The organism is Blautia sp. AF34-10 (assembly GCF_003477865.1).
In the GTDB taxonomy this organism is placed as follows: domain Bacteria; phylum Bacillota; class Clostridia; order Lachnospirales; family Lachnospiraceae; genus Fusicatenibacter; species Fusicatenibacter saccharivorans.
Genome location: NZ_QUED01000005.1, coordinates 158,677 through 178,194, shown reverse-complemented (window position 1 = coordinate 178,194; position 19,518 = coordinate 158,677). Strand labels below are relative to the sequence as shown.

The 19,518-nt window shown below is 46.4% G+C and carries 23 protein-coding genes and 1 pseudogene; all 24 read right to left on the bottom strand.

Annotated elements, in window-relative coordinates; all coding sequences use genetic code 11:
- Positions 1-59: 59 nt before the first annotated feature.
- A complete protein-coding gene (ftsX, locus tag DWZ60_RS05010) occupies positions 60-974 on the bottom strand; it encodes a permease-like cell division protein FtsX (RefSeq protein ID WP_022461639.1) in 915 nt (304 codons plus the stop codon).
- Complete coding sequence (gene ftsE / locus DWZ60_RS05005) at positions 964-1,647, bottom strand: cell division ATP-binding protein FtsE (RefSeq protein ID WP_022461638.1); 684 nt, start codon at positions 1,645-1,647, stop codon at positions 964-966. Before ftsE ends, ftsX begins: the two co-directional genes overlap by 11 nt.
- A 26-nt stretch (positions 1,648-1,673) precedes the next feature.
- Entirely contained in the window at positions 1,674-2,759 is a 1,086-nt protein-coding gene (locus DWZ60_RS05000; RefSeq protein WP_119221332.1) for a PucR family transcriptional regulator, read from the bottom strand.
- A gap of 185 nt (positions 2,760-2,944) precedes the next feature.
- Positions 2,945-3,814 carry a YitT family protein gene (locus DWZ60_RS04995; RefSeq protein WP_117510478.1) on the bottom strand — a complete coding sequence of 290 codons (870 nt, stop codon included), beginning with the start codon at positions 3,812-3,814 and terminating at the stop codon, positions 2,945-2,947.
- Positions 3,815-3,819: 5 nt separating this feature from the next.
- Positions 3,820-4,506 carry a WecB/TagA/CpsF family glycosyltransferase gene (locus tag DWZ60_RS04990; RefSeq protein ID WP_117761414.1) on the bottom strand — a complete coding sequence of 229 codons (687 nt, stop codon included), beginning with the start codon at positions 4,504-4,506 and terminating at the stop codon, positions 3,820-3,822.
- Positions 4,507-4,888: 382 nt separating this feature from the next.
- Positions 4,889-7,002 (bottom strand): annotated as a pseudogene (locus tag DWZ60_RS04985) (glutamine synthetase III family protein).
- 415 nt (positions 7,003-7,417) lie between these two features.
- Positions 7,418-8,281 carry a class II fructose-1,6-bisphosphate aldolase gene (gene fba, locus DWZ60_RS04980; RefSeq protein WP_022461579.1) on the bottom strand — a complete coding sequence of 288 codons (864 nt, stop codon included), beginning with the start codon at positions 8,279-8,281 and terminating at the stop codon, positions 7,418-7,420.
- A gap of 179 nt (positions 8,282-8,460) precedes the next feature.
- Complete coding sequence (locus tag DWZ60_RS04975) at positions 8,461-9,360, bottom strand: diacylglycerol/lipid kinase family protein (protein ID WP_119221331.1); 900 nt, start codon at positions 9,358-9,360, stop codon at positions 8,461-8,463.
- Between the two features lie 186 nt (positions 9,361-9,546).
- Entirely contained in the window at positions 9,547-10,083 is a 537-nt protein-coding gene (locus DWZ60_RS04970) for a bL17 family ribosomal protein (protein WP_022461577.1), read from the bottom strand.
- 104 nt (positions 10,084-10,187) lie between these two features.
- Entirely contained in the window at positions 10,188-11,150 is a 963-nt protein-coding gene (locus DWZ60_RS04965) for a DNA-directed RNA polymerase subunit alpha (RefSeq protein ID WP_117510475.1), read from the bottom strand.
- 72 nt (positions 11,151-11,222) lie between these two features.
- Positions 11,223-11,816, bottom strand: coding sequence for a 30S ribosomal protein S4 (gene rpsD, locus DWZ60_RS04960; protein WP_022461575.1), 594 nt, complete (start codon positions 11,814-11,816; stop codon positions 11,223-11,225).
- A gap of 16 nt (positions 11,817-11,832) precedes the next feature.
- On the bottom strand, positions 11,833-12,225 hold the full coding sequence (rpsK, locus tag DWZ60_RS04955; RefSeq protein ID WP_022461574.1) for a 30S ribosomal protein S11: 393 nt from the start codon (positions 12,223-12,225) through the stop codon (positions 11,833-11,835).
- A 50-nt stretch (positions 12,226-12,275) separates the two neighbouring features.
- Entirely contained in the window at positions 12,276-12,644 is a 369-nt protein-coding gene (gene rpsM, locus DWZ60_RS04950; RefSeq protein ID WP_117510474.1) for a 30S ribosomal protein S13, read from the bottom strand.
- 295 nt (positions 12,645-12,939) lie between these two features.
- Positions 12,940-13,053, bottom strand: a complete 114-nt coding sequence (gene rpmJ, locus DWZ60_RS04945; protein WP_003022746.1) for a 50S ribosomal protein L36 — start codon at positions 13,051-13,053, stop codon at positions 12,940-12,942.
- Positions 13,050-13,253, bottom strand: a complete 204-nt coding sequence (locus DWZ60_RS17105) for a hypothetical protein (RefSeq protein ID WP_055220743.1) — start codon at positions 13,251-13,253, stop codon at positions 13,050-13,052. Before DWZ60_RS17105 ends, rpmJ begins: the two co-directional genes overlap by 4 nt.
- A gap of 94 nt (positions 13,254-13,347) precedes the next feature.
- Positions 13,348-14,658, bottom strand: coding sequence for a VanW family protein (locus DWZ60_RS04935; RefSeq protein ID WP_119188683.1), 1,311 nt, complete (start codon positions 14,656-14,658; stop codon positions 13,348-13,350).
- An 11-nt stretch (positions 14,659-14,669) separates the two neighbouring features.
- Entirely contained in the window at positions 14,670-14,819 is a 150-nt protein-coding gene (locus DWZ60_RS17235; protein ID WP_158576316.1) for a hypothetical protein, read from the bottom strand.
- A gap of 685 nt (positions 14,820-15,504) precedes the next feature.
- Complete coding sequence (gene infA, locus DWZ60_RS04925; RefSeq protein WP_022461642.1) at positions 15,505-15,723, bottom strand: translation initiation factor IF-1; 219 nt, start codon at positions 15,721-15,723, stop codon at positions 15,505-15,507.
- 3 nt (positions 15,724-15,726) lie between these two features.
- The gene (locus DWZ60_RS04920) at positions 15,727-15,978 is read right to left on the bottom strand and encodes a KOW domain-containing RNA-binding protein (RefSeq protein ID WP_022461643.1); all 252 of its coding nucleotides are present in this window, start codon (positions 15,976-15,978) and stop codon (positions 15,727-15,729) included.
- Positions 15,975-16,745, bottom strand: coding sequence for a type I methionyl aminopeptidase (gene map, locus DWZ60_RS04915; protein WP_022461644.1), 771 nt, complete (start codon positions 16,743-16,745; stop codon positions 15,975-15,977). Before map ends, DWZ60_RS04920 begins: the two co-directional genes overlap by 4 nt.
- A gap of 3 nt (positions 16,746-16,748) precedes the next feature.
- Positions 16,749-17,393, bottom strand: a complete 645-nt coding sequence (locus DWZ60_RS04910; RefSeq protein ID WP_022461645.1) for an adenylate kinase — start codon at positions 17,391-17,393, stop codon at positions 16,749-16,751.
- 167 nt (positions 17,394-17,560) lie between these two features.
- On the bottom strand, positions 17,561-18,877 hold the full coding sequence (secY, locus tag DWZ60_RS04905; RefSeq protein WP_022461646.1) for a preprotein translocase subunit SecY: 1,317 nt from the start codon (positions 18,875-18,877) through the stop codon (positions 17,561-17,563).
- The gene (gene rplO, locus DWZ60_RS04900; protein WP_022461647.1) at positions 18,877-19,317 is read right to left on the bottom strand and encodes a 50S ribosomal protein L15; all 441 of its coding nucleotides are present in this window, start codon (positions 19,315-19,317) and stop codon (positions 18,877-18,879) included. The genes secY and rplO overlap by 1 nt, the downstream gene beginning before the upstream one ends.
- Before the next feature lie 12 nt (positions 19,318-19,329).
- Entirely contained in the window at positions 19,330-19,512 is a 183-nt protein-coding gene (rpmD, locus tag DWZ60_RS04895; protein WP_022461648.1) for a 50S ribosomal protein L30, read from the bottom strand.
- Positions 19,513-19,518 lie beyond the last annotated feature (6 nt).

Below are 19,518 nucleotides of genomic sequence, written 5' to 3'. Positions count from 1 at the left end.
CCGGAATCTTTTGACGGATTCCGGGACTTATTTTTACTTTATTATATTGTCTAATCCTATCAGACTTTCAAGTGTTTTCGAATCGTAAAGATACTGCCGACAAGTCCGATTCCCATACCGAGAATGAGTCCGACCGGAAGCAGAATCCGGAATACGGCCGATACCGGCATGAATGCCATAAAGTTCGACAGTACGCTGAACTCCGTCATAACGTAGCTGATGACTCTGTTGTATACAACGTACAGCAGCCCCAGCGGAATCGCTGCTCCGACAAGACCGATCAGGATACCCTCGATCAGGAACGGAGCCCTTACAAACAGGTTCGTCGCACCGATCAGCTTCATGATACCGATCTCCTCTTTCCGGACCGAAATACCGATCGTGACGGTATTGCTGATCAGGAAAACAGATACGGCAAGAAGAATCAGGATGATCGCGATGGAAACGTAGCCAATGACACGGTTCATCGTCGTCAACGTTGTTGTTGCACCCTCGGCCTGTTTAACCTCACGGACACCGTCCAGCGAGCGGATATACTCAGCCAGTGCATCCTGCGTCTCTACCTGGTATACGTAAACCTCGTAGTGAGCAGAAGTTGCAAGCGGGTTGTCGTTTGGCTTAAAGCCGTCCTTGTATTCCTCTTTTCCTTCGAAATACTGTTTTGCAAAGTTTTCCCACGTCTCATCCGCGGAAACATACTTACATTCCTTGACCACATCGGTCTTGGCCTTGATCTCCGTTCCGATCTCATCGATCGTCGCCTGATCCACATCTTCATTGAAGAAGACGGTCATAGATACGTCTGTCTCGGCATTTTTTACGATGTAGTTAAAGTTGATGACAACCGCAAAGAAGATACCGAACAGAAAGATACAGGCTCCCATGGTTGCGATGGATGCCAGCGAGAACATCTTGTTTCTCCAGATGTTTTTGACACCCTGTTTGATGCTGTAGCCCAGTGTACTAAACCTCATGGTACTCGCCCTCCTTCTCATCGCTGACTACCACGCCTTTTCGCATGGTAATAACGCGTTTTTTCATGGAGTTGACGATCTCACGGTTGTGGGTTACCACAAGAACGGTCGTTCCTCTGTTGTTGATTTCCTCCAGGAGCTTCATAATCTCCATGGAGTTTCCCGGGTCCAGGTTTCCGGTCGGCTCGTCCGCCAGAAGAATGTCAGGCCGGTTGACAATGGCTCTTGCCACGGCAACTCGCTGCTGCTCTCCTCCGGAAAGCTCCTTCGGGAAAGATTTGTACTTCTCTGCCAGTCCGACCAGCGTCAGGACTTCCGGCACGCGCTTTTTGATGACGCGGTTCGGTTTCTCGATGACACGCTGTGCGAATGCTACGTTTTCATAGACATTCCGGTCTTTTAAAAGGCGGAAATCCTGGAATACGACGCCGACACCGCGGCGGTATTTCGGCACTCTCCAGCGTTTCATTTTATTTAAGATCTGTCCGTTTACCTTAATGGTACCGGATGTGGGCTCGAGTTCTTTCAAAAGGAGCTTGATCAGCGTCGATTTTCCAGAACCGCTGTTTCCCACGATAAAGACGAATTCCCCCTTCTCGATGTGTAAGGATACGTTGTTGACGGCCGGCTGGCCTTTCGCGTAACTCTTACTTACACTATCCAATGTTATCATGCAATTCCTCCTTCAAGGGTTCTCGCTTAATAATCGAGCGTTTCCATGTATTTCATGTACTGCACAACCATAAGCGCAATCTTGAATGTGATCGCATCTTCAAAAACTCTAAGATCGAGTCCCGTGCTCTTCTGCAGCTTATCCAGCCGATAGACAAGGGTATTTCGGTGTATATAAAGCTGTCTCGAGGTTTCCGAGACATTCAGAGAATTTTCAAAGAATTTATTGATCGTTGTCAGTGTCTCTTCATCAAAGTCATCCGGCGATTTGTTGCCAAAAATCTCTTTGATGAACATTTTGCACAGTGGGATCGGAAGCTGGTAAATCAGACGGCCGATACCCAGTGAGCTGTATGCATAGATATCATTCTCAGCGGAGAAGATTTTTCCGACGTCCATCGCCATTCTGGCTTCTTTGTAGGAACGCGATACTTCTTTGATCTCCTTGACAATGGTACCGTAAGCAACGTGGGTTTTCCCCTCCTCATCTCTTCCTGCTGCTTCCAGAATGGTGGCTGCCACTTTGTTCATCTGGGCATAATCCTCACCTGGAGCAAGTTCCTTGACGATGATAATGTTTTTCTCATCGACGGCAGTTATAAAGTCACCGGATTTGGTACCGAGCAGACTCTTGACGCTTTCCAGCGCCCCGCTGTTTTTATCCGGATTTGTCTCAAGAATAAATACAAGGCGGCGTGCTTCCACTTCAATATGTAACTTCTTCGCCCTGTTGTAGATGTCGACCAGCAGCAGGTTGTCGAGCAGCAGATTCTTGATAAAGTTGTCTTTATCGAAGCGCTCCTTGTAGGCGGTAAGGAGGCCCTGAATCTGGAAGGTAACCATTTTCCCGATCAGGTGAATGTCATCGTTTCCGCCTTTTACAACCAGAATGTACTCCAGCTGGTGTTCATCGTATACTTTAAAAAACTGATAATTTTCATGGTCTGGATCTGCCTGAGACTGCGCAAACGTTACAATATCATTCTGGCTGATCTCAACCTCCGGAAACGTCGTTACCAGAACCTTTCCTTCTACATCAGTCACGCAGAGTTCGACACGCGAAATATTTTTGATTCCCTCAATGGTACTCTGTAAAATCTGATTTGAAATCATATTTTCTTCCCTCTTTCATCCTATAGTTTGTCTCCGGCTGCACCCGCTTTCATTGCCAGGCATATCCACACCCCTATGGTTCTGCGCCTGATGCAAAGTACCTCACAGATATACTTATTTTAATACAAAATAGACAAAAAAGGAAGAGAAAACACAACATTTATACCACAAAATACGTAAAAAGGTCAGGAGAAATCCGTCTGGAAGCCCTCTCCTAAGACCTCTCTTGCATCCGACACAACGACAAACGCGTCCGGATCGATCGTTCCTACGATCTGTTTGAGCTGCGGGATCTGTTTTTTGCCCACAACACAGAATACCATCATACGCTCTTCGCCCGTGTACATTCCCTTGATGTGGATGCCGGACGCGCCGCGGTCGAGTTCTTTCATGAGCTCATCGGCTACCTGCTCCGGATGCGCGGTAATGATAAACGCGGATTTCGCATAATTCATACCTTCCATCAGGGCATCCGTCATTTTCGTCGTCACGTAGATTGCCACGATCGCATAGAGCGAAGCGTGGATACCGAAGACAAAAATACCGGCGATGACGATGATTCCATCAAGCACCTGCATAACCTGTGCAACGGAATAGTGGCGCAGCTTTCTCTGGATCAGAGCCGCCATCATATCCGTTCCGCCCGTCGTACCGTTTCCGATGAAGACGAGGCCGATGCCTGCTCCCATCAGAACGCCGCCGAACAGTGCGGAAAGCATCCTGTCATCCGGCACCAGCTGCAGCACCGGGAGAACGGCAATCCAGAACGTATTCATCAGGGTTCCGAAGATGGTTTTCACCAGAAAATCGCGGCTCATGCGGATTCCGAACAGAAAGAGCGGAATGTTCAGCACAAGGTTCGTCACCCAGAGCGGAACTCCTTTTCCGAACAGCATCTGGCTCAGTTGTTTGATGACGATTGCAAGACCGGAAAATCCTCCGGTAACAAGCCCCGCCGGGTCGTAAATCGAGCTGGTCGCAACCGCCATGACCGCGGTTCCCAGCGTAATCAGCAGATAATCTCTCCACTGCTGTTTGTTCCGTATCCAGTTCATGAACTTCAACCGTCCTTTTCGCTGTTATATTTTGTTACCATCCACTTGAACGTATTCTTCTTTAGCAGAGTTCCCCACCAGCTCGTTTTTATACCGGCCTCGTTCTGCAGCGTCGAATGCTCGCCAAGGCTCAGCCAGATTTTTGCGCTGATTTTGCTGCTGTTTTCCAGAACGAAACGATCCTGCCGCGTTCCTGCAAGGCCGCTCACAATCACGTCCGTCGTCTGGCTGTTGATCTCGTTGACCAGGCTGTCAAACGCGGATTCCTCCAGCGTCTCGACAACAGCACCGCCTCCGATCTCAATGCCGGGATACGTTTCTGTCAGATATTTCTGCAGTGTCTGCAGTTCTTCTTCAGTGTCGCCCAGTACGAAAATCCGGCTTTTTTTCTGAATCAGTCCCCAGAAAAAACGGGCGATGAACTCGTTCGTCTCCACTTCCTCATAGGACGGCGTCTCCGGGTCGATTCCTGCTGCCTCCAGCACTTCGGTTTCCCCGATGACCGTCAGATCCAGATCTTCGATATACTGTTTCCACGTCGGTTCCTTGCTCGCCTGCATCAGCATCTGCATTGTAACAATCCCGATGGTGTTCAGCTTATCGTTCGAGAGGTATTCCTCTGCAATCTCCATTGCCGCATCGACGCGGTAATGTTTCAGCTTCACACCTAAAATTTCCAGTTCTGCATTCATTGTTCTGTATACTTCTGTTTTCCTTCGAAATCCAGAAGCGTTTCCTCCATGTTTTCCTGCCGTTTCTTCCGGCAGCGCTGTCCGCCCTTTTCTTCTGGCAACAGCTAATCTCCATTATACTAAAAAAAGAGGCTGTTGTCAAAAACAGCCTCTTTTTCTGCCCTGTTTTCACAGAATTTTTACAATTTAGCGGATCGTCTGCGGATTGTTTCAACTCACAGTCGGTATTTTCACGGAGTCTGACATGTCGAAAATAGTTCGACTGTGACTTGCCTCATGTCAGTGGAGGATACCGATTTCTCTCCGCCCGCCACTGCCGTTGTGTTTCTTTTAACAATTCATCCCACCGCTTTAGAAGTGGGAGACTTCTTGTCTACTAGGGTTAAACCTCAAACATCAGATCGCCGTAGGACGCATCGGCCACATCTCTTTGTCTACGATCATCTCCAGTTTGTCAACCGGTGCACGGAGTGCCTCCATAGCCGGAGCAACTTTCTCGTAGTAGTATTTTGCTTTTGCTTCGCCGTCTTCCATCTCGCATCCTGCATTCTCGATTGCGATCAGCTCGTCGAGTGCTTTCTGGGTTTTCTCAAGCAGTGCACTTGTCTCGTTCAGCAGATTTTTCTGTACACCAACTGCTGTAACACCTGCTGCGGTGATGGTGTTGATAGATCCAGCCAGGGAAGTCGCATATTTGATGACTGCCGGGATGATCTGTTTGCTTGCCATGTCGATCATGGTCTTTGCTTCGATGTTGATGGTCTTTGCATAGTTCTCGAATTTAACTTCTGCACGGGATACCAGCTCTGCCTCGGTGAATACTTTGAAATCGCCGAACAGTTTGATTGCGGTATCAGTGGTCAGTGCCGGGATTGCGTACACCATGGATTTGATGTTCGGAAGTCCTCTTCTCTCTGCCTCAGCTAACCACTCATCTGCATATCCGTCGCCATTGAAGATGATTCTCTGATGCTCACTTAAGTTCTTCTTGATCAGATCATGGACAGCGTCCTCGAAGTTTTCAGCGCCTTCTAGTACATCGCATGCATCGCGGAATGCTTCTGCAACGATGGTGTTCAGTACGATGTTCGGAGCTGCAACGGAATCACGGGAACCAACCATACGGAACTCGAATTTGTTTCCGGTGAAGGCGAACGGTGAGGTTCTGTTACGGTCGGTAGCATCTTTCTTGAGATCCGGAAGTGTCTTAACACCAGTCTCCAGAACGCCCTCTTTTTTGCTCTTTGTTGCATTTCCGGTGCTGATGAGCTGCTCTACAACATCCTCCAGCTGCTCTCCAAGGAATACAGAAATAATAGCTGGCGGCGCCTCGTTAGCTCCCAGTCTGTGATCGTTTCCCGGATCGGCTGCGGACTCACGAAGCAGATCTGCGTGAACATCAACGGCTTTCAGAACGCAGCTTAATACGAGCAGGAACTGAATGTTCTCGTGCGGTGTTTTGCCCGGCTCAAGAAGGTTGATGCCGTCATCTGTGGTGATGGACCAGTTGTCGTGTTTACCAGAACCGTTGACACCTGCGAACGGTTTCTCATGCAGCAGGCATTTCAGTCCGTGCTGGCATGCAACTCTCTTTAAAGTCTGCATAACGAGCTGGTTGTTGTCAACTGCTACGTTTGCCTCGGAATAAATGGAAGCCAGCTCGTGCTGTGCCGGTGCAACCTCATTGTGCTGTGTCTTTGCTGTAACACCCATCTTCCACAGCTCAATGTTGACATCCTTCATAAAGGAAGCAATTCTCTGACGGATGGTTCCGAAATAGTGATCGTCCATCTCCTGTCCTTTTGGAGGCATTGCGCCAAACAGGGTACGTCCGGTGTAGATCAGGTCTTTTCTCTGCAGGAATTTCTCTGCATCTACCAGGAAGTATTCCTGCTCCGGTCCTACGGAAGGAGTTACTTTCTTGGAAGTGGTGTTTCCGAACAGTTTTAACAGACGCAGGGACTGTACATTCAGAGCTTCCATGGAACGAAGAAGCGGTGTTTTCTGGTCAAGCGCCTCTCCTGTGTAGGAGCAGAATGCAGTCGGAATGCAGAGGGTTGCGCCTGCTGCGTCCTGACGAACGAAAGCCGGTGAGGTGCAGTCCCATGCTGTATATCCTCTTGCCTCAAAGGTAGCACGCAGTCCACCGGACGGGAAAGAAGATGCATCCGGCTCGCCTTTGATCAGCTCTTTACCGGAGAAGCTCATCAGTACTTTGCCGTTCGGCATCGGTGCTGTGATAAAAGAATCGTGCTTTTCTGCAGTTGCACCGGTCAGCGGCTGGAACCAGTGTGTATAGTGTGTTGCTCCTTTTTCAATTGCCCATTCTTTCATCTCATGTGCAATCGTATCTGCAGTAGCAAGATCCAGCTCACCGCCTTCTTCGATGATCTTTTTCAGCTTCTTGTAAACATTTTTTGGAAGACGTTCCTGCATTACAGTGTCATTGAATACATTTTCGCCAAAAATTTTGGCTGGATTTACATATTCTCCCATTTTCTTTCTTCCTTTCCATTTGTGAATTTTGCGATGCGACCTTCCCGCCGGATTCTAAAAAGATCCTAATACAAGAAAAAGGAGTTCTCAAAAAGGTAGCTAAAAAAGCTATATTTTTTGTAGAACGCCCTTGTTTTACATTCGCATATGGATTTGATTTCCAACTGATACTAAAATAACTCAAAAACCCCAAAAACGCAAGTGCTTTTTTGAACTCAGTCCCTTTTTCGTATTATTTTACAAAACTTTCCTAATTCAGGCGAAAAAATTAGCGGATTCGATGAAAGCTTTCGCGGCAGTCGTCAAGGTCTCGTACAAGCACGGACTTTGACTCGTTGCTCGCGAAAAAAAATACTGTGCGGACCCTGAGGAGGAAGTCCCCCAGGAATCCTGCACAGCATTTTCGTGCTTAAACTCAGGCTTTGTTTGCAGAACCGAACAGTTCGATTTTCTCTCTTACAGTAGCTTTGATAGCTTCTGCGCCAGGAGCAAGCAGTTTACGAGGATCGAATCCTTTACCCTGCTGATCTTTTCCCTCTTCGATGTATTTACGTGTAGCTGCTGCGAATGCAAGCTGGCACTCTGTATTTACATTGATTTTGGAAACGCCAAGGTCAATGGCTTTCTTGATCATGTCATCCGGGATACCTGTACCACCGTGAAGAACGAGCGGCATAGTTCCTGTCAGCTCCTGTACAGCTGCCAGAGTCTCAAAGCTCAGTCCCTGCCAGTTAGCCGGGTATACACCGTGGATATTGCCGATACCTGCTGCAAGCATATCTACACCGAGGTCTGCAATCATCTTGCACTCGTTTGGATCAGCGCATTCGCCCATACCTACAACACCATCTTCTTCTCCACCGATAGAACCAACTTCTGCTTCCAGAGACATTCCTTTCTCTTTGCAAACAGCTACCAGTTCTTTTGTTTTTGCAACGTTCTCTTCGATCGGATAATGAGATCCGTCAAACATGATGGATGAGAAACCTGCTTCGATGCATTTGTAGCATCCTTCGTAGGTTCCGTGGTCCAGATGCAGAGCAACCGGAACAGTGATGTTCAGTTCTTCGATCATAGCTTTTACCATAGCAGCTACAGTTTTGAAACCTGTCATGTATTTTCCTGCACCCTCAGATACACCAAGGATAACTGGAGAATTCATCTCCTGTGCGGTAAGAAGGATGGATTTTGTCCACTCCAGGTTGTTGATGTTAAACTGACCAACTGCATAGTGGCCAGCTTTTGCTTTGTCCAACATTTCTTTTGCTGATACTAACATAGCTCAAATGACCTCCTGTGTCTGTAATTGTGCCGTGTACCGTTTTCAGGCTTACGGCATGCTTGTTACTTTCATAACTGGTTTTATTATACAATATCTTTCTGCAAATGCCAAATGGTTTTCGTAGCGAAATCCATTTTTTTGCACTTTTTTGTGAAAAACTTATCAAAAAGCCGTGCCTACTTATTGTTCAGAACCAGTTCCATGGCATGTTTGCGCGCTTCGATGCAGACATAGCCGTGATCTCCGCCGTATTCGCCGTCCAGAGTCCAGGAAATCTCCTGGTTGGACTCGATGATGATGCGGTCGGTCTTGAACGAATCGATGAGGTCTGTGTGATCCTCCTGCATCAGCAGGGACGCAATGATCTCATTCAGTTCCAGCGGGTTTTTCGGGCGTTTGATCAGGGTTACCTCGAAGAGTCCGTCATCCAGGCGTACATCCTGTCCCGGCAGGTTTTTGAAGCCGCCGACGGACTTGGCATTCGTCACCATACCGTAGATATACTCTCCCTCAAAGGTTTCCCCGTTTGCCTCGACTTTAATCCAGTACGTCGGCACATTCCAGATCCGTTTGGATCCCTCCAGCAGGTATGCCAGATGGCCGAGAATGTTTTTCATGTGCTGGTCTGTCTCATAGGAAACATCCGTGAAAAGGCCGAATGCAGCGATGTAGACAAAGCTGTCGTTGTTGAACGCTCCCACATCACAGGAATACAGGTTTCCCTCGATGATATCCTTTGCCGCCTGTACCATATCTTTCGAAATAGAAAGACTGTTTGCAAAGTCATTGGTGCTTCCGGCCGGAATATAACCGATCGGAACGCGCTGATCCACTTCCATCAGACCGCTGACAACTTCATCCAGTGTTCCGTCGCCCCCGCTGCAGACAACGAGATCCACCTGCGGCGCAAGCTCCTTTGTCTTTTCGAAACCATCTCCGACTGCCTGCGTCGGGTGGACAATGACCTCATACCCGCCTTTTACAAAAACATCGATAATTTCAAACAGTTTACTTTTAATCTGTGCTTTTCCGGAAAACGGATTAAAAATAAACAACATTTTTTTCTTGCCTTCCATGCAAATGCTCTCCTTTGTATCCCATTTTAGCTGTTCTGTATTCTGTATTGTACCTTATTCGCAAAGCAGATGCAACCCCGTACATTGCCACAATTTCGCAATTGTGTCATATAAAATATGATATACAACAAAACAGGAGCCACCTATTAAGAGGCAGCCCCTGCGGATTTCAAAACTATTTACAGATTAAACCAGCTCGATTACAACTTCCATAGCTGCATCACCTTTACGCGGTCCGATCTTGATGATACGGGTATATCCGCCGTTACGGTCTGCATATTTCGGAGCGATCTCATCGAACATTTTCTGTGGCATATCGATGGACTTGGTGTTTTTCTTGCGTCCTGCTGCTTCGGTCGGAACCTCTGTTACAGGATAGAAGAAGCTTGCCATCTGACGTCTAGCGTGAAGTCTGGACGGAAGATCTTTTTTGATCTCTTTCTGAACTTCATCGTATACGGTAACTTTTTTGCCGTCTTTTACTTCTTTCACACGTTTGCCATCAGCATCTTTACGAGCTACTTTAGCAGTAACGGTAACGGTCTCAAAGTTATCTTTCTCTTTTACAGCCAGTGCGATCATGCTTTCAGCGATCTTGCGGATCTCTTTCGCTTTGGTCTCAGTGGTAACGATTTTTCCGTGATACAGAAGGTTGGTTACCTGGTTTCTTAATAATGCTTTTCTCTGGTCAGATGTTCTGCCAAGTTTTCTATATTTTGCCATTTTAAATTTTCCTCCATTTGTGGAACCCACAAGTCATGCTGCCTCGGACTTACTGACAGGGGGTTTTCGTCTACAAATCAAACGGAAAGATAAATCGCTGTGATTTATTCTCCGTCCCCAGGACTCAGTGACAGTCCCAGTTCTTTCAGCTTTGCAAGTACCTCTTCCAGAGACTTGCGGCCCAGGTTACGAACCTTCATCATGTCTTCGGAAGTTTTGTTGCACAGCTCTTCTACGGTATTGATACCGGCACGTTTCAAGCAGTTATAGGAACGCACGGAAAGCTCAAGCTCGTCGATGTTCATCTCCAGAACTTTCTCTTTCTCATTGTCCTCTTTCTCGATCATAACTTCTGCTGTCTTCGCATTCTCAGACAGATCGATGAAGAGTTTCAGATGCTCGCTTAAAACCTTAGCTGCCAGGCTGACTGCCTCGTCCGGATCCAGTGTTCCTCTGGTGTAAACATCCAGTGTCAGTTTATCGTAATCGGTAATCTGACCTACACGGGTGTTCTCCACTTTGAGGTTTACACGCTCAACCGGTGTATAGATAGCATCCACAGCGAGAACGCCGATCGGCATGTCATCGCTCTTGCCTTTGTCAGCACTGATATAACCGCGGCCTTTTGTGATCGTCAGCTCCATGTACAGCTTGCTGTCCGGGCCGCCGTTCAGGGTTGCGATTACCTGATCCGGATTCATGATCTCAATATCCTGATCTACCTGAATATCGGATGCTCTTACAACTCCCTCGCCCTCGAACTCAATATAAGCAACTTTTGCTTCGTTGGTTACGCTGTTATTGCGGATTGCAAGGCTCTTCAGGTTCATGATGATTTCTGTAACGTCTTCTTTTACTCCAGGGATGGAGCTGAATTCATGAAGAACGCCCTCGATTTTAACCTGGCTTACTGCTGCTCCAGGGAGGGAAGAAAGCATAATTCTGCGAAGAGAATTACCTAATGTGATACCGTAGCCTCTTTCCAGAGGTTCAACCACAAATCTGCCGTACTTCTTGTCATCAGAAATCTCAGTAATTTCAATTTTCGGTTTGTTAAAATCAAACACTCGAAAGCCCCTCCTTTTAAATTGGTTGGCTCATTACTCATGGGAATAAAGCCTTCCGCGTATGGCGATTCTTTATTTAGAATACAGCTCGACGATCTGCACTTCGTCAACCGGAACATCGATCATTTCGCGGGTAGGACGCTCTTTTACAACACCTTTGAGTGCCTCAAGATCAGCCTCGATCCATTCTGGAGTCAGACGGCCGCCTGTAACCTCTACGATGTCTTTATATCTCTGAGAGGATTTTTTACCCTCTTTGATTTCGATGGTATCACCAGCGCTTACAAGGTAAGACGGGATATTTACCTGTTTGCCGTTAACCAGAACGTGTTTGTGGTCAACGATCTGACGTGCTTCTTTTCTGGTTCTAGCCATTCCCATACGGAACAGAACGTTGTCCAGACGGAGCTCAAGAAGGATCATCAGGTTCTCACCAGTCTGTCCTTCCATTCTGTCAGCCTTTTTGTAATAGTTAACAAAAGGTTTCTCCAGAACGCCGTAGATGAATTTTGCTTTCTGTTTTTCTCTTAACTGAAGACCATACTCAGACATTTTTCTGTTTGCTCTTTTCAGCTGTCTTGTGGACTTCTTATCAATTCCAAGATATACAGGATCCATTCCGAGGGATCTGCATCTTTTCAGGACTGGTACTCTATTTACTGCCATGTTCTTAACCTCCTAATCAGACTCTTCTACGTTTTGGTGGGCGGCATCCGTTGTGCGGAACCGGTGTTACGTCGCGGATGCTTGTAACTTCAAGACCGCATGCCTGAAGGGCACGGATTGCAGCTTCACGACCTGATCCTGGTCCTTTTACCATAACGTCAACAGTCTTTAAGCCATGAACCAGCGCTGCTTTGGTAGCAGTTTCTGCAGCCATCTGAGCTGCGTATGGAGTAGATTTTCTTGAACCTCTAAATCCCAGACCGCCGGCACTTGCCCATGAAAGAGCGTTTCCTTCTGCATCAGTCAGTGTTACGATTGTATTATTGAAGGAAGACTGGATATGTGCCTGTCCGTGTTCAACGTTTTTTCTGACACGACGTTTTGTCGTTTTCTTTGTCACTTTTGCCATTTTAAAACTAACCTACACTTTCTTAATCTTATATTGGACTACTGGTTAAATTATTTCTTCTTATTTGCAACAGTTCTCTTAGGACCTTTGCGGGTTCTTGCGTTGGTCTTTGTTTTCTGACCACGAACCGGAAGGCCTTTACGATGACGGATACCTCTGTAGCATCCGATCTCCTGCAGACGTTTGATGTTCATAGCGATTTCTCTACGAAGATCTCCCTCTACAACCTGAGTCTCATCGATAACTGCGCTGAGTCTCTTTACTTCATCGTCTGTCAAATCTCTGCAGCGTGTATCTGGATTTACTCCAGCCTCTTTTAAGATACGATCTGCACTTGTTCTACCGATTCCGTAGATATAGGTCAGACCAATCTCAACACGTTTGTCTCTTGGTAAGTCTACACCAGCTATACGAGCCATGTACTTTGTCCTCCATTTTTCTAAAACATTAATATTTTCCTAATTGGGATACAGGTATGCGTGTATCCAGCCGTGTTCGCACGACCTTTCTCCTTCTGCCACCTGACAGATCGGAGTATTAAGCAATATTATAAGGGATGTCTGCGCTCCGCGCGTCCACCCGCCGGAGGTGTCCTGGCTGCAACTTGCCAGGTGTCTCACTTTATAATATTAACAGCAGAACAACGCATTCACGCGCGTCCTCGCTGCAGCCGCACTTAAAATCTGCACAATTACGATCAAGCCTAATGACGGATTAGCCCTGGCGCTGTTTGTGCTTTGGATTCTCACAAATGATTCTGATGCTACCTTTTCTTTTGATAACTTTGCATTTCTCGCAGATCGGTTTTACAGAAGATCTAACCTTCATGATGAATCCTCCTTTCTTTGCTCCTTAGCGCCCCGTGTAGGGGAATTTTCTGTTGTAAACTTTTGGAATGCGTTTTCTTTTTGTGGGTTAGAAAAAAGTCCACGCGCAAAAGTTCGTTTTATAGTATAGCATTTTGTTCCCGGAAATGCAAGAAATTTTTTACATATTTTTTCATTTTTTTTTGCTCTTTTTCTGTGCATTTTTTCATCTCTCCCACTGGTAAGAAAAAAACAGGCGGGACAGATTTCTCTTCTCTGTCCCGCCTGTTTTTTACAGGTAACATCTTTTTTTGCATCATGATCCTGAGTTCAGCGGTTTGTATTTGCTTGCGCATACGGATTCTGATTTTACTACATTTCCGCTTGCATCTTTATAATCACGATACGTTACATTACTCATCTCATCGATCTGCTCTACCCTTGGCTCAATGGTATAGTCGTTTTCTTTTGTTCCGAGAATTTTTACGGTCAGTGTATCACTGCTGTCCATATTCATCACAATTTTCACCGGATACTTATGATTATTTTCAAATTTGAAATCCGGTGAATCCCAGAATACGGTTGCATCCATTCCTGACGGCACATAATGTACCGGCATCGAATGGTTGGCTCTTTCCAACACATCAAGGTCTGTATACAAAATAGCGGAAAACAGTGTGGAAGACACCTGGCATTCGCCTCCTCCAAGTACCTGGACGACTTTGCCATCCTGATAGCCTGCTGCCTCCTGGTATCCTTTTTCCGCCGTTGTATCACCTACGACACCATTAAAAGAGAAGGTTTCTCCCGGCAGAACGATCTGTCCGTTGCAGATAGATGCCGTAAGTCCGACGTTGTGAATTCTTCCGCTCGTTCCACCTGCTGCGCTGGAGCTGTAACTTCCAAGCGTGTCTTTAAACAGATTTGCGTTCATCTTCTCGGTTGTAATCTCCGGCTCGGTAAAGGTAAACGGAATCGTGATATCCGTATTTTCTTCTGCACTCTCATACTCGGCTTTCGCACTGTCCGCATCCATTGAGGTTCCGTTTTTCGATGCCACAACGGAATATCCGTTGTCCGGATCCAGCGTCGCATTGACCGGCTCGGTATAAATCTGGCTTGCAATTCCGGCAAAATCCGGCTCCGTCAGCTGATTTTCTGCCGTCGGGCAGGAAATTACATCCTGGAAATTCATTGCTGTCACATTCGTCTGGATCTGCTGTTTTAAAGCATCCACATCCGGTCTGGTTCCTGAAATGCCTTTATGCACGATCAGGCCGGTATCTGTTACTTCATATGTAGTATCCTGCATGGAGTTGTAATCCTGAATGCCGGATGCCTGTACAATTCCTTCCACCTCATCTGGATGGGCCACAGTCGGCTGCACATCATAGGAAAGTTTCTCTGCCTTTCCCCGTTTCATCTCGACCCACTCCAGACCGCGAACCAGAAGATTTCCATGGCCTTTTTCATATGCTTTTTCAATTTCTGCGGAAGCATCCATCCCCAGCATTGGAAATACGTTCATCGTATACTGCTGACCATCCAGCTCAACGGTAACAGCTGTATCTTTATAATCTTCTTCAAACTTCTGTTCCACTGTCTGTGCAGCTTCTTTTTTGCTCATTCCCTGAATGTTTACTCCGTTAATAGAAGCATCTGCCAGATTTTGTCATCCTCGATGATCAGACAGAAGATTCCATATGCAGCGGCAAGTAAAACAATCACTGCAACTACGCTCAATGCTGCAACAAGGCCTTTTTTCTTTCTCTTTCCCATTTTTGTCATTGCACATTTTCCTTTCCTGTTATCTGTAAAGAGCAGCGATGCCATTGCTGCAGATCCGAATTATTTTTCAGACTGCAGCCTGCTGTTTCATAAAATGTTTCCTTGATTTCTGCCGGTGCATGGATTTTACCACACCGCCCAGGAGACCCTTCCCGGTAAAATTTCCCCGTAAAGTTTCTCTATTGCATTGTATCACATTATTTTGAGAATTCAACCAAATATTTCAACTTCACACAGAATTCACGAACATATATTCTTCTGTCGCTTTCGAGCCCTCATCTGTCATTTTCACGGTTTTCCGGCCGCTCTTTTCTCCTGTCTTTTCACTTTTTCTTTTTTCTTCTGACGGTTTAAAAATTTTGTTTCAAAAGTGCACAAATTCTCCTGGTTTTTACAAAAAGTTTTCATAAAATTTTATACTTTTTTCATTGCTTTTTCTATTAAAATATTGCATAATACATCTGGAAGGTTTCAAAAGGGACTGAAAAGAAATTCAGATGCCCGCCGCCGCGGATGCTGCAGGGTTTGCAGACTGGTGCTTGCTTTGTGGCTGTCAGAAATCTGAAGGCCGGTGATCGAAATCTTTGTTCTGTAGAACGGTTACTGTTATTGGGGATGAATACAGAGAAACACATACAGAGAAAAAGCCATCCGGCATGCCGGATGGCTTTTTTTATCGTATTTCTTATTTATCTCTCCAGATAATACGTCCCTTGTCCAGATCGTATGGGGACAGCTCGATGGTTACTTTGTCTCCCGGGAGAATACGGATAAAGTTCATACGCAGCTTTCCACTGATATGAGCTAATACTACGTGTTTGTTCTCCAGTTCTACTTTAAACATTGCGTTTGGTAATTTCTCGAGGACAGTTCCCTCTACCTCAATTACATCTGCCTTAGACATTGATTAATCCTCCTTCAACTCTTTGCAACTTTTTTCTTTTAATGCCTTACGGATATCTTCATCACGAACCGCATCCGTCATTTCGTAATCCGGCTGTACGTGAATCAGCTTCTTCTTTTTCGGCCGGTTGGCGGTACGGATTTTTCCGTCCACTAGGAATACGTATGGCTCCTGTACATCCGAAATCACATACAGCTTTCCTTTATCGTGGCCGGCCAGGCTTCTGGCAAACATTCCTTTCACAATCGGTTTCATAAATCCTCCTCCGTATGCGAAAGTGTCAGAATTTCCGGTTCTCCCTCCGTAATCAGAATCGTGTTCTCATAATGTGCGGCAAGAGAGCCGTCTTCTGTCACAACGGTCCAGTCATCATCCAGCCATCTGACTGCATAGCCTCCGGCTGTGATCATCGGCTCGATGGCGAGCGTCATGCCAGGCTGCAGACGGACGCCGCGGCTTGGCTGTGCGAAGTTCGGCACTGCCGGATCTTCGTGCAGGTGCGTTCCGATGCCGTGGCCTACCAGGTCGCGGACAACGCCGTAGCCGAAGCTCTCTGCGTATGCACCGATCGCCGCCGAAATCTCATGAAGATGATGGCCTGCTTTTGCGTATTTGATTCCTTCAAAAAAGGCCTGGCGTGTTACTTCCACCAGTTTTCTTGCCTCCGGCGAGATCTCACCGACCGCGTGTGTGCGGGCTGCGTCGGAATGGTATCCTTCATAGATAAGTCCCGCATCCAGGCTGACAATGTCGCCCTCTTTCAGAATCCGTTTTTTACTTGGGATTCCGTGAACCACTTCTTCGTTCACAGAAACGCAGATCGAAGCCGGATACCCATTATAGTTTAAAAAGTTGGGAGTGCATCCGAAGCTGCGGATCATCTCTTCTCCGAGCTTGTTGATTTCCCAGGTTGACATTCCCGGATGGATGGCGCGGCCTAATTCATCGTGTACCTTCTCCAGCAGTTCACCGGCACGGCGCATTTTTTCAATTTCCCGGGCAGTTTTAATTGATATGGACATCCTTTACGCTCCTAAAATCTTTACTATATCCTGAAATACCACGTTGATATCCTGGGTTCCGTCAACTTCCACCAGAACATTGGCTTTCTTATAGTAGTCAATCAGAGGCTGTGTCTGAGCATGGTATACAGACAGTCTCTTCTGTACGGTCTCAGGTTTATCGTCATCACGAAGAACCAGCTCGCCGCCGCAGGTATCGCATACATCTTCTACCTTTGGTGCGTTAAATTCTACATGATACGTTGCTCCGCATCCGATGCAGGCACGGCGTCCGCCCATACGGTGAACGATATTTTCATCCGGTACTTCTACATTGATTGCGTAGTCAATTTTCTCTCCGCGTGCTTCCAGGGCTTTGGTCAGTGCCTCTGCCTGCGGAATCGTTCTTGGGAAGCCATCCAGCACGTAGCCCTTTGCTGCGTCCGGTTTGGAAATACGGTCTACAACAAGATCGCAGGTCAGCTCGTCCGGAACGAGTTCTCCCTTGTCCATGAATGCTTTCGCTTTCTTTCCAAGCTCGGTTCCCTCTTTGATATTTGCGCGGAAGATATCGCCGGTTGAAATATGAGGAATCTCATATTTTGCAGCGATCTGTTTTGCCTGCGTACCTTTTCCGGCACCAGGTGCCCCCAACATAATAATTTTCATGCGCTTTTCCTCCCATGTTTGAATTTGCAGCAATCCGCTGCGTGTAATTTACCCTATTATACCATAAAGTAAACCACAATAGCAAAAATTTTCTCTGTTAAAGCCTCTTTAAAAGCGCTTTAAACAAAAGAAAGGGCCTGTCTTATCCAGACAGTCCCTCTTATGCCTTAATCGTTTAAGAATCCTTTGTAATTGCGTACCAGCATCATGGATTCAATCTGTTTTAAGGTTTCCAGAATTACGCTGGCAATAATGATCAGAGAAGTACCTCCAAAGGATACATTCGCTTTGAAAAATCCATTAAAGAAAAATGGAATCACTGCAACAATGGTAAGACCTGCTGCACCGATAAAAATAATATAGCTGAGCAGATTGTTCAGATAATCTACCGTGGATTTACCCGGGCGGATGCCTGGGATAAAGCCGCCCTGTTTTTTCATGTTATCTGCAACTTCCATCGGGTTGAAGGTGATGGAGGTATAGAAATAAGCGAAGAAAATAACAAGGACAATGTAGAGAATCAGGCCCAGCGAAGCAACTGGATTGGTTTTGTCAAACCAGTTGTTGGAATTCAGCATCTTGATCAGCGTTCCGCCGATGCCTTTGATATCCGACTTTCCGACAAACGACAGGATAATCGATGGGAAAGACATGATGGATGATGCAAAGATGATCGGGATAACGCCCGCTGTATTTACCTTCAGCGGAATATTGGATGACTGTCCGCCAACCATTTTTCTTCCGGCCATTTTCTTGGAATACTGTACCGGAATTCTTCTCTCAGCGCCATTCAGGATCAGTACCAGCACAACAACAGCGATGATCACAACAGCGATGATAATCCACATCAGCAGACCACGCGCGATGGTTTTGCCTTTTACGAAGGTTTCGTAAAGGGTTACCATATCCTGCGGGATTCTGGAAAGGATGTTGATTAACAGGACCATAGAAATACCATTTCCAACGCCCTTGTCGTTGATCTGTTCTCCCACCCACATAAGGAAGGCAGAACCGGCTGTCAGAGCTGCCACTACAACAATCACATTAACTGCGTTAAAAGTGGTGAGGAGTCCCTGGCGTCCAAAGCCTACTGCCATGGCAACAGACTCAAACAATGCAAGACCTACTGTCACATAACGAGTAATCGCAGTCATTTTCTTTCTTCCCTCTTCGCCGTCACGCTGCATTTCCTCAAGTCGTGGAATTGCAATGGTGAGCAGCTGAATAATGATGGAAGAAGTAATGTACGGTGTAATACTCAGAGCAAAGATGGAGAAACGGTCGAAACCGCCGCCCGTGAATGCATTCAGGAAACTGAATGCCTCATTCGTATTATTTGCAAAATAATTCGCAAAAAAGCTTGTATTGACACCCGGTACAGGCATCTGAGAGCCTAACCGGATGACAACAAGCATCATAAGCACATAAAATATTTTGCGACGAACATCTTTGACCTTAAATGCATTGATAAAGGTCTTAAACATTAGATCACCTCGACTGTTCCACCTGCCGCTTCAATTTTTGCCTTTGCGCTCTCGCTGAAAGCATTTGCTTTTACAGTGAGTTTTTTGGTGACTTCACCGTTTCCAAGGATTTTTACGCCATCTCTCGGATTGGAAACAAGACCAGTCTCAATCATAGTTTCTACGGTTACAACAGCTCCGTCCTCATAACGATTCAGAGCATCTACATTGATTCCAACGATTTCCTTGGAGTTTCTGTTTTTGAAACCTCTCTTCGGAAGACGTCTGTATAAAGGCATCTGACCACCTTCAAAGCCCGGTCTCGGTGCTCCGGAACGTGCTTTCTGTCCTTTGTGGCCTTTACCTGCTGTTTTACCATTTCCTGAACCATGTCCACGGCCTCTGCGGAAGTTATCGTTCTGTCTGGAACCTTCAGCCGGCTGTAAATTAGATAAGTCCATTACGGTACCTCCTTATGCTTCTTCTACTTTAACCAGGTAAGAAACCTGATTAACCATGCCGCGAACTGCTGCGTTATCCGGCAGTTCTACCGTCTTGTTAACTTTTTTCAGACCCAGTGCTTCCACGGTTCTTCTGTGTTTCGGAACACATCCGATCGGGGATTTCACCAGTGTTACTTTTAATTTATCTGCCATTTTTCA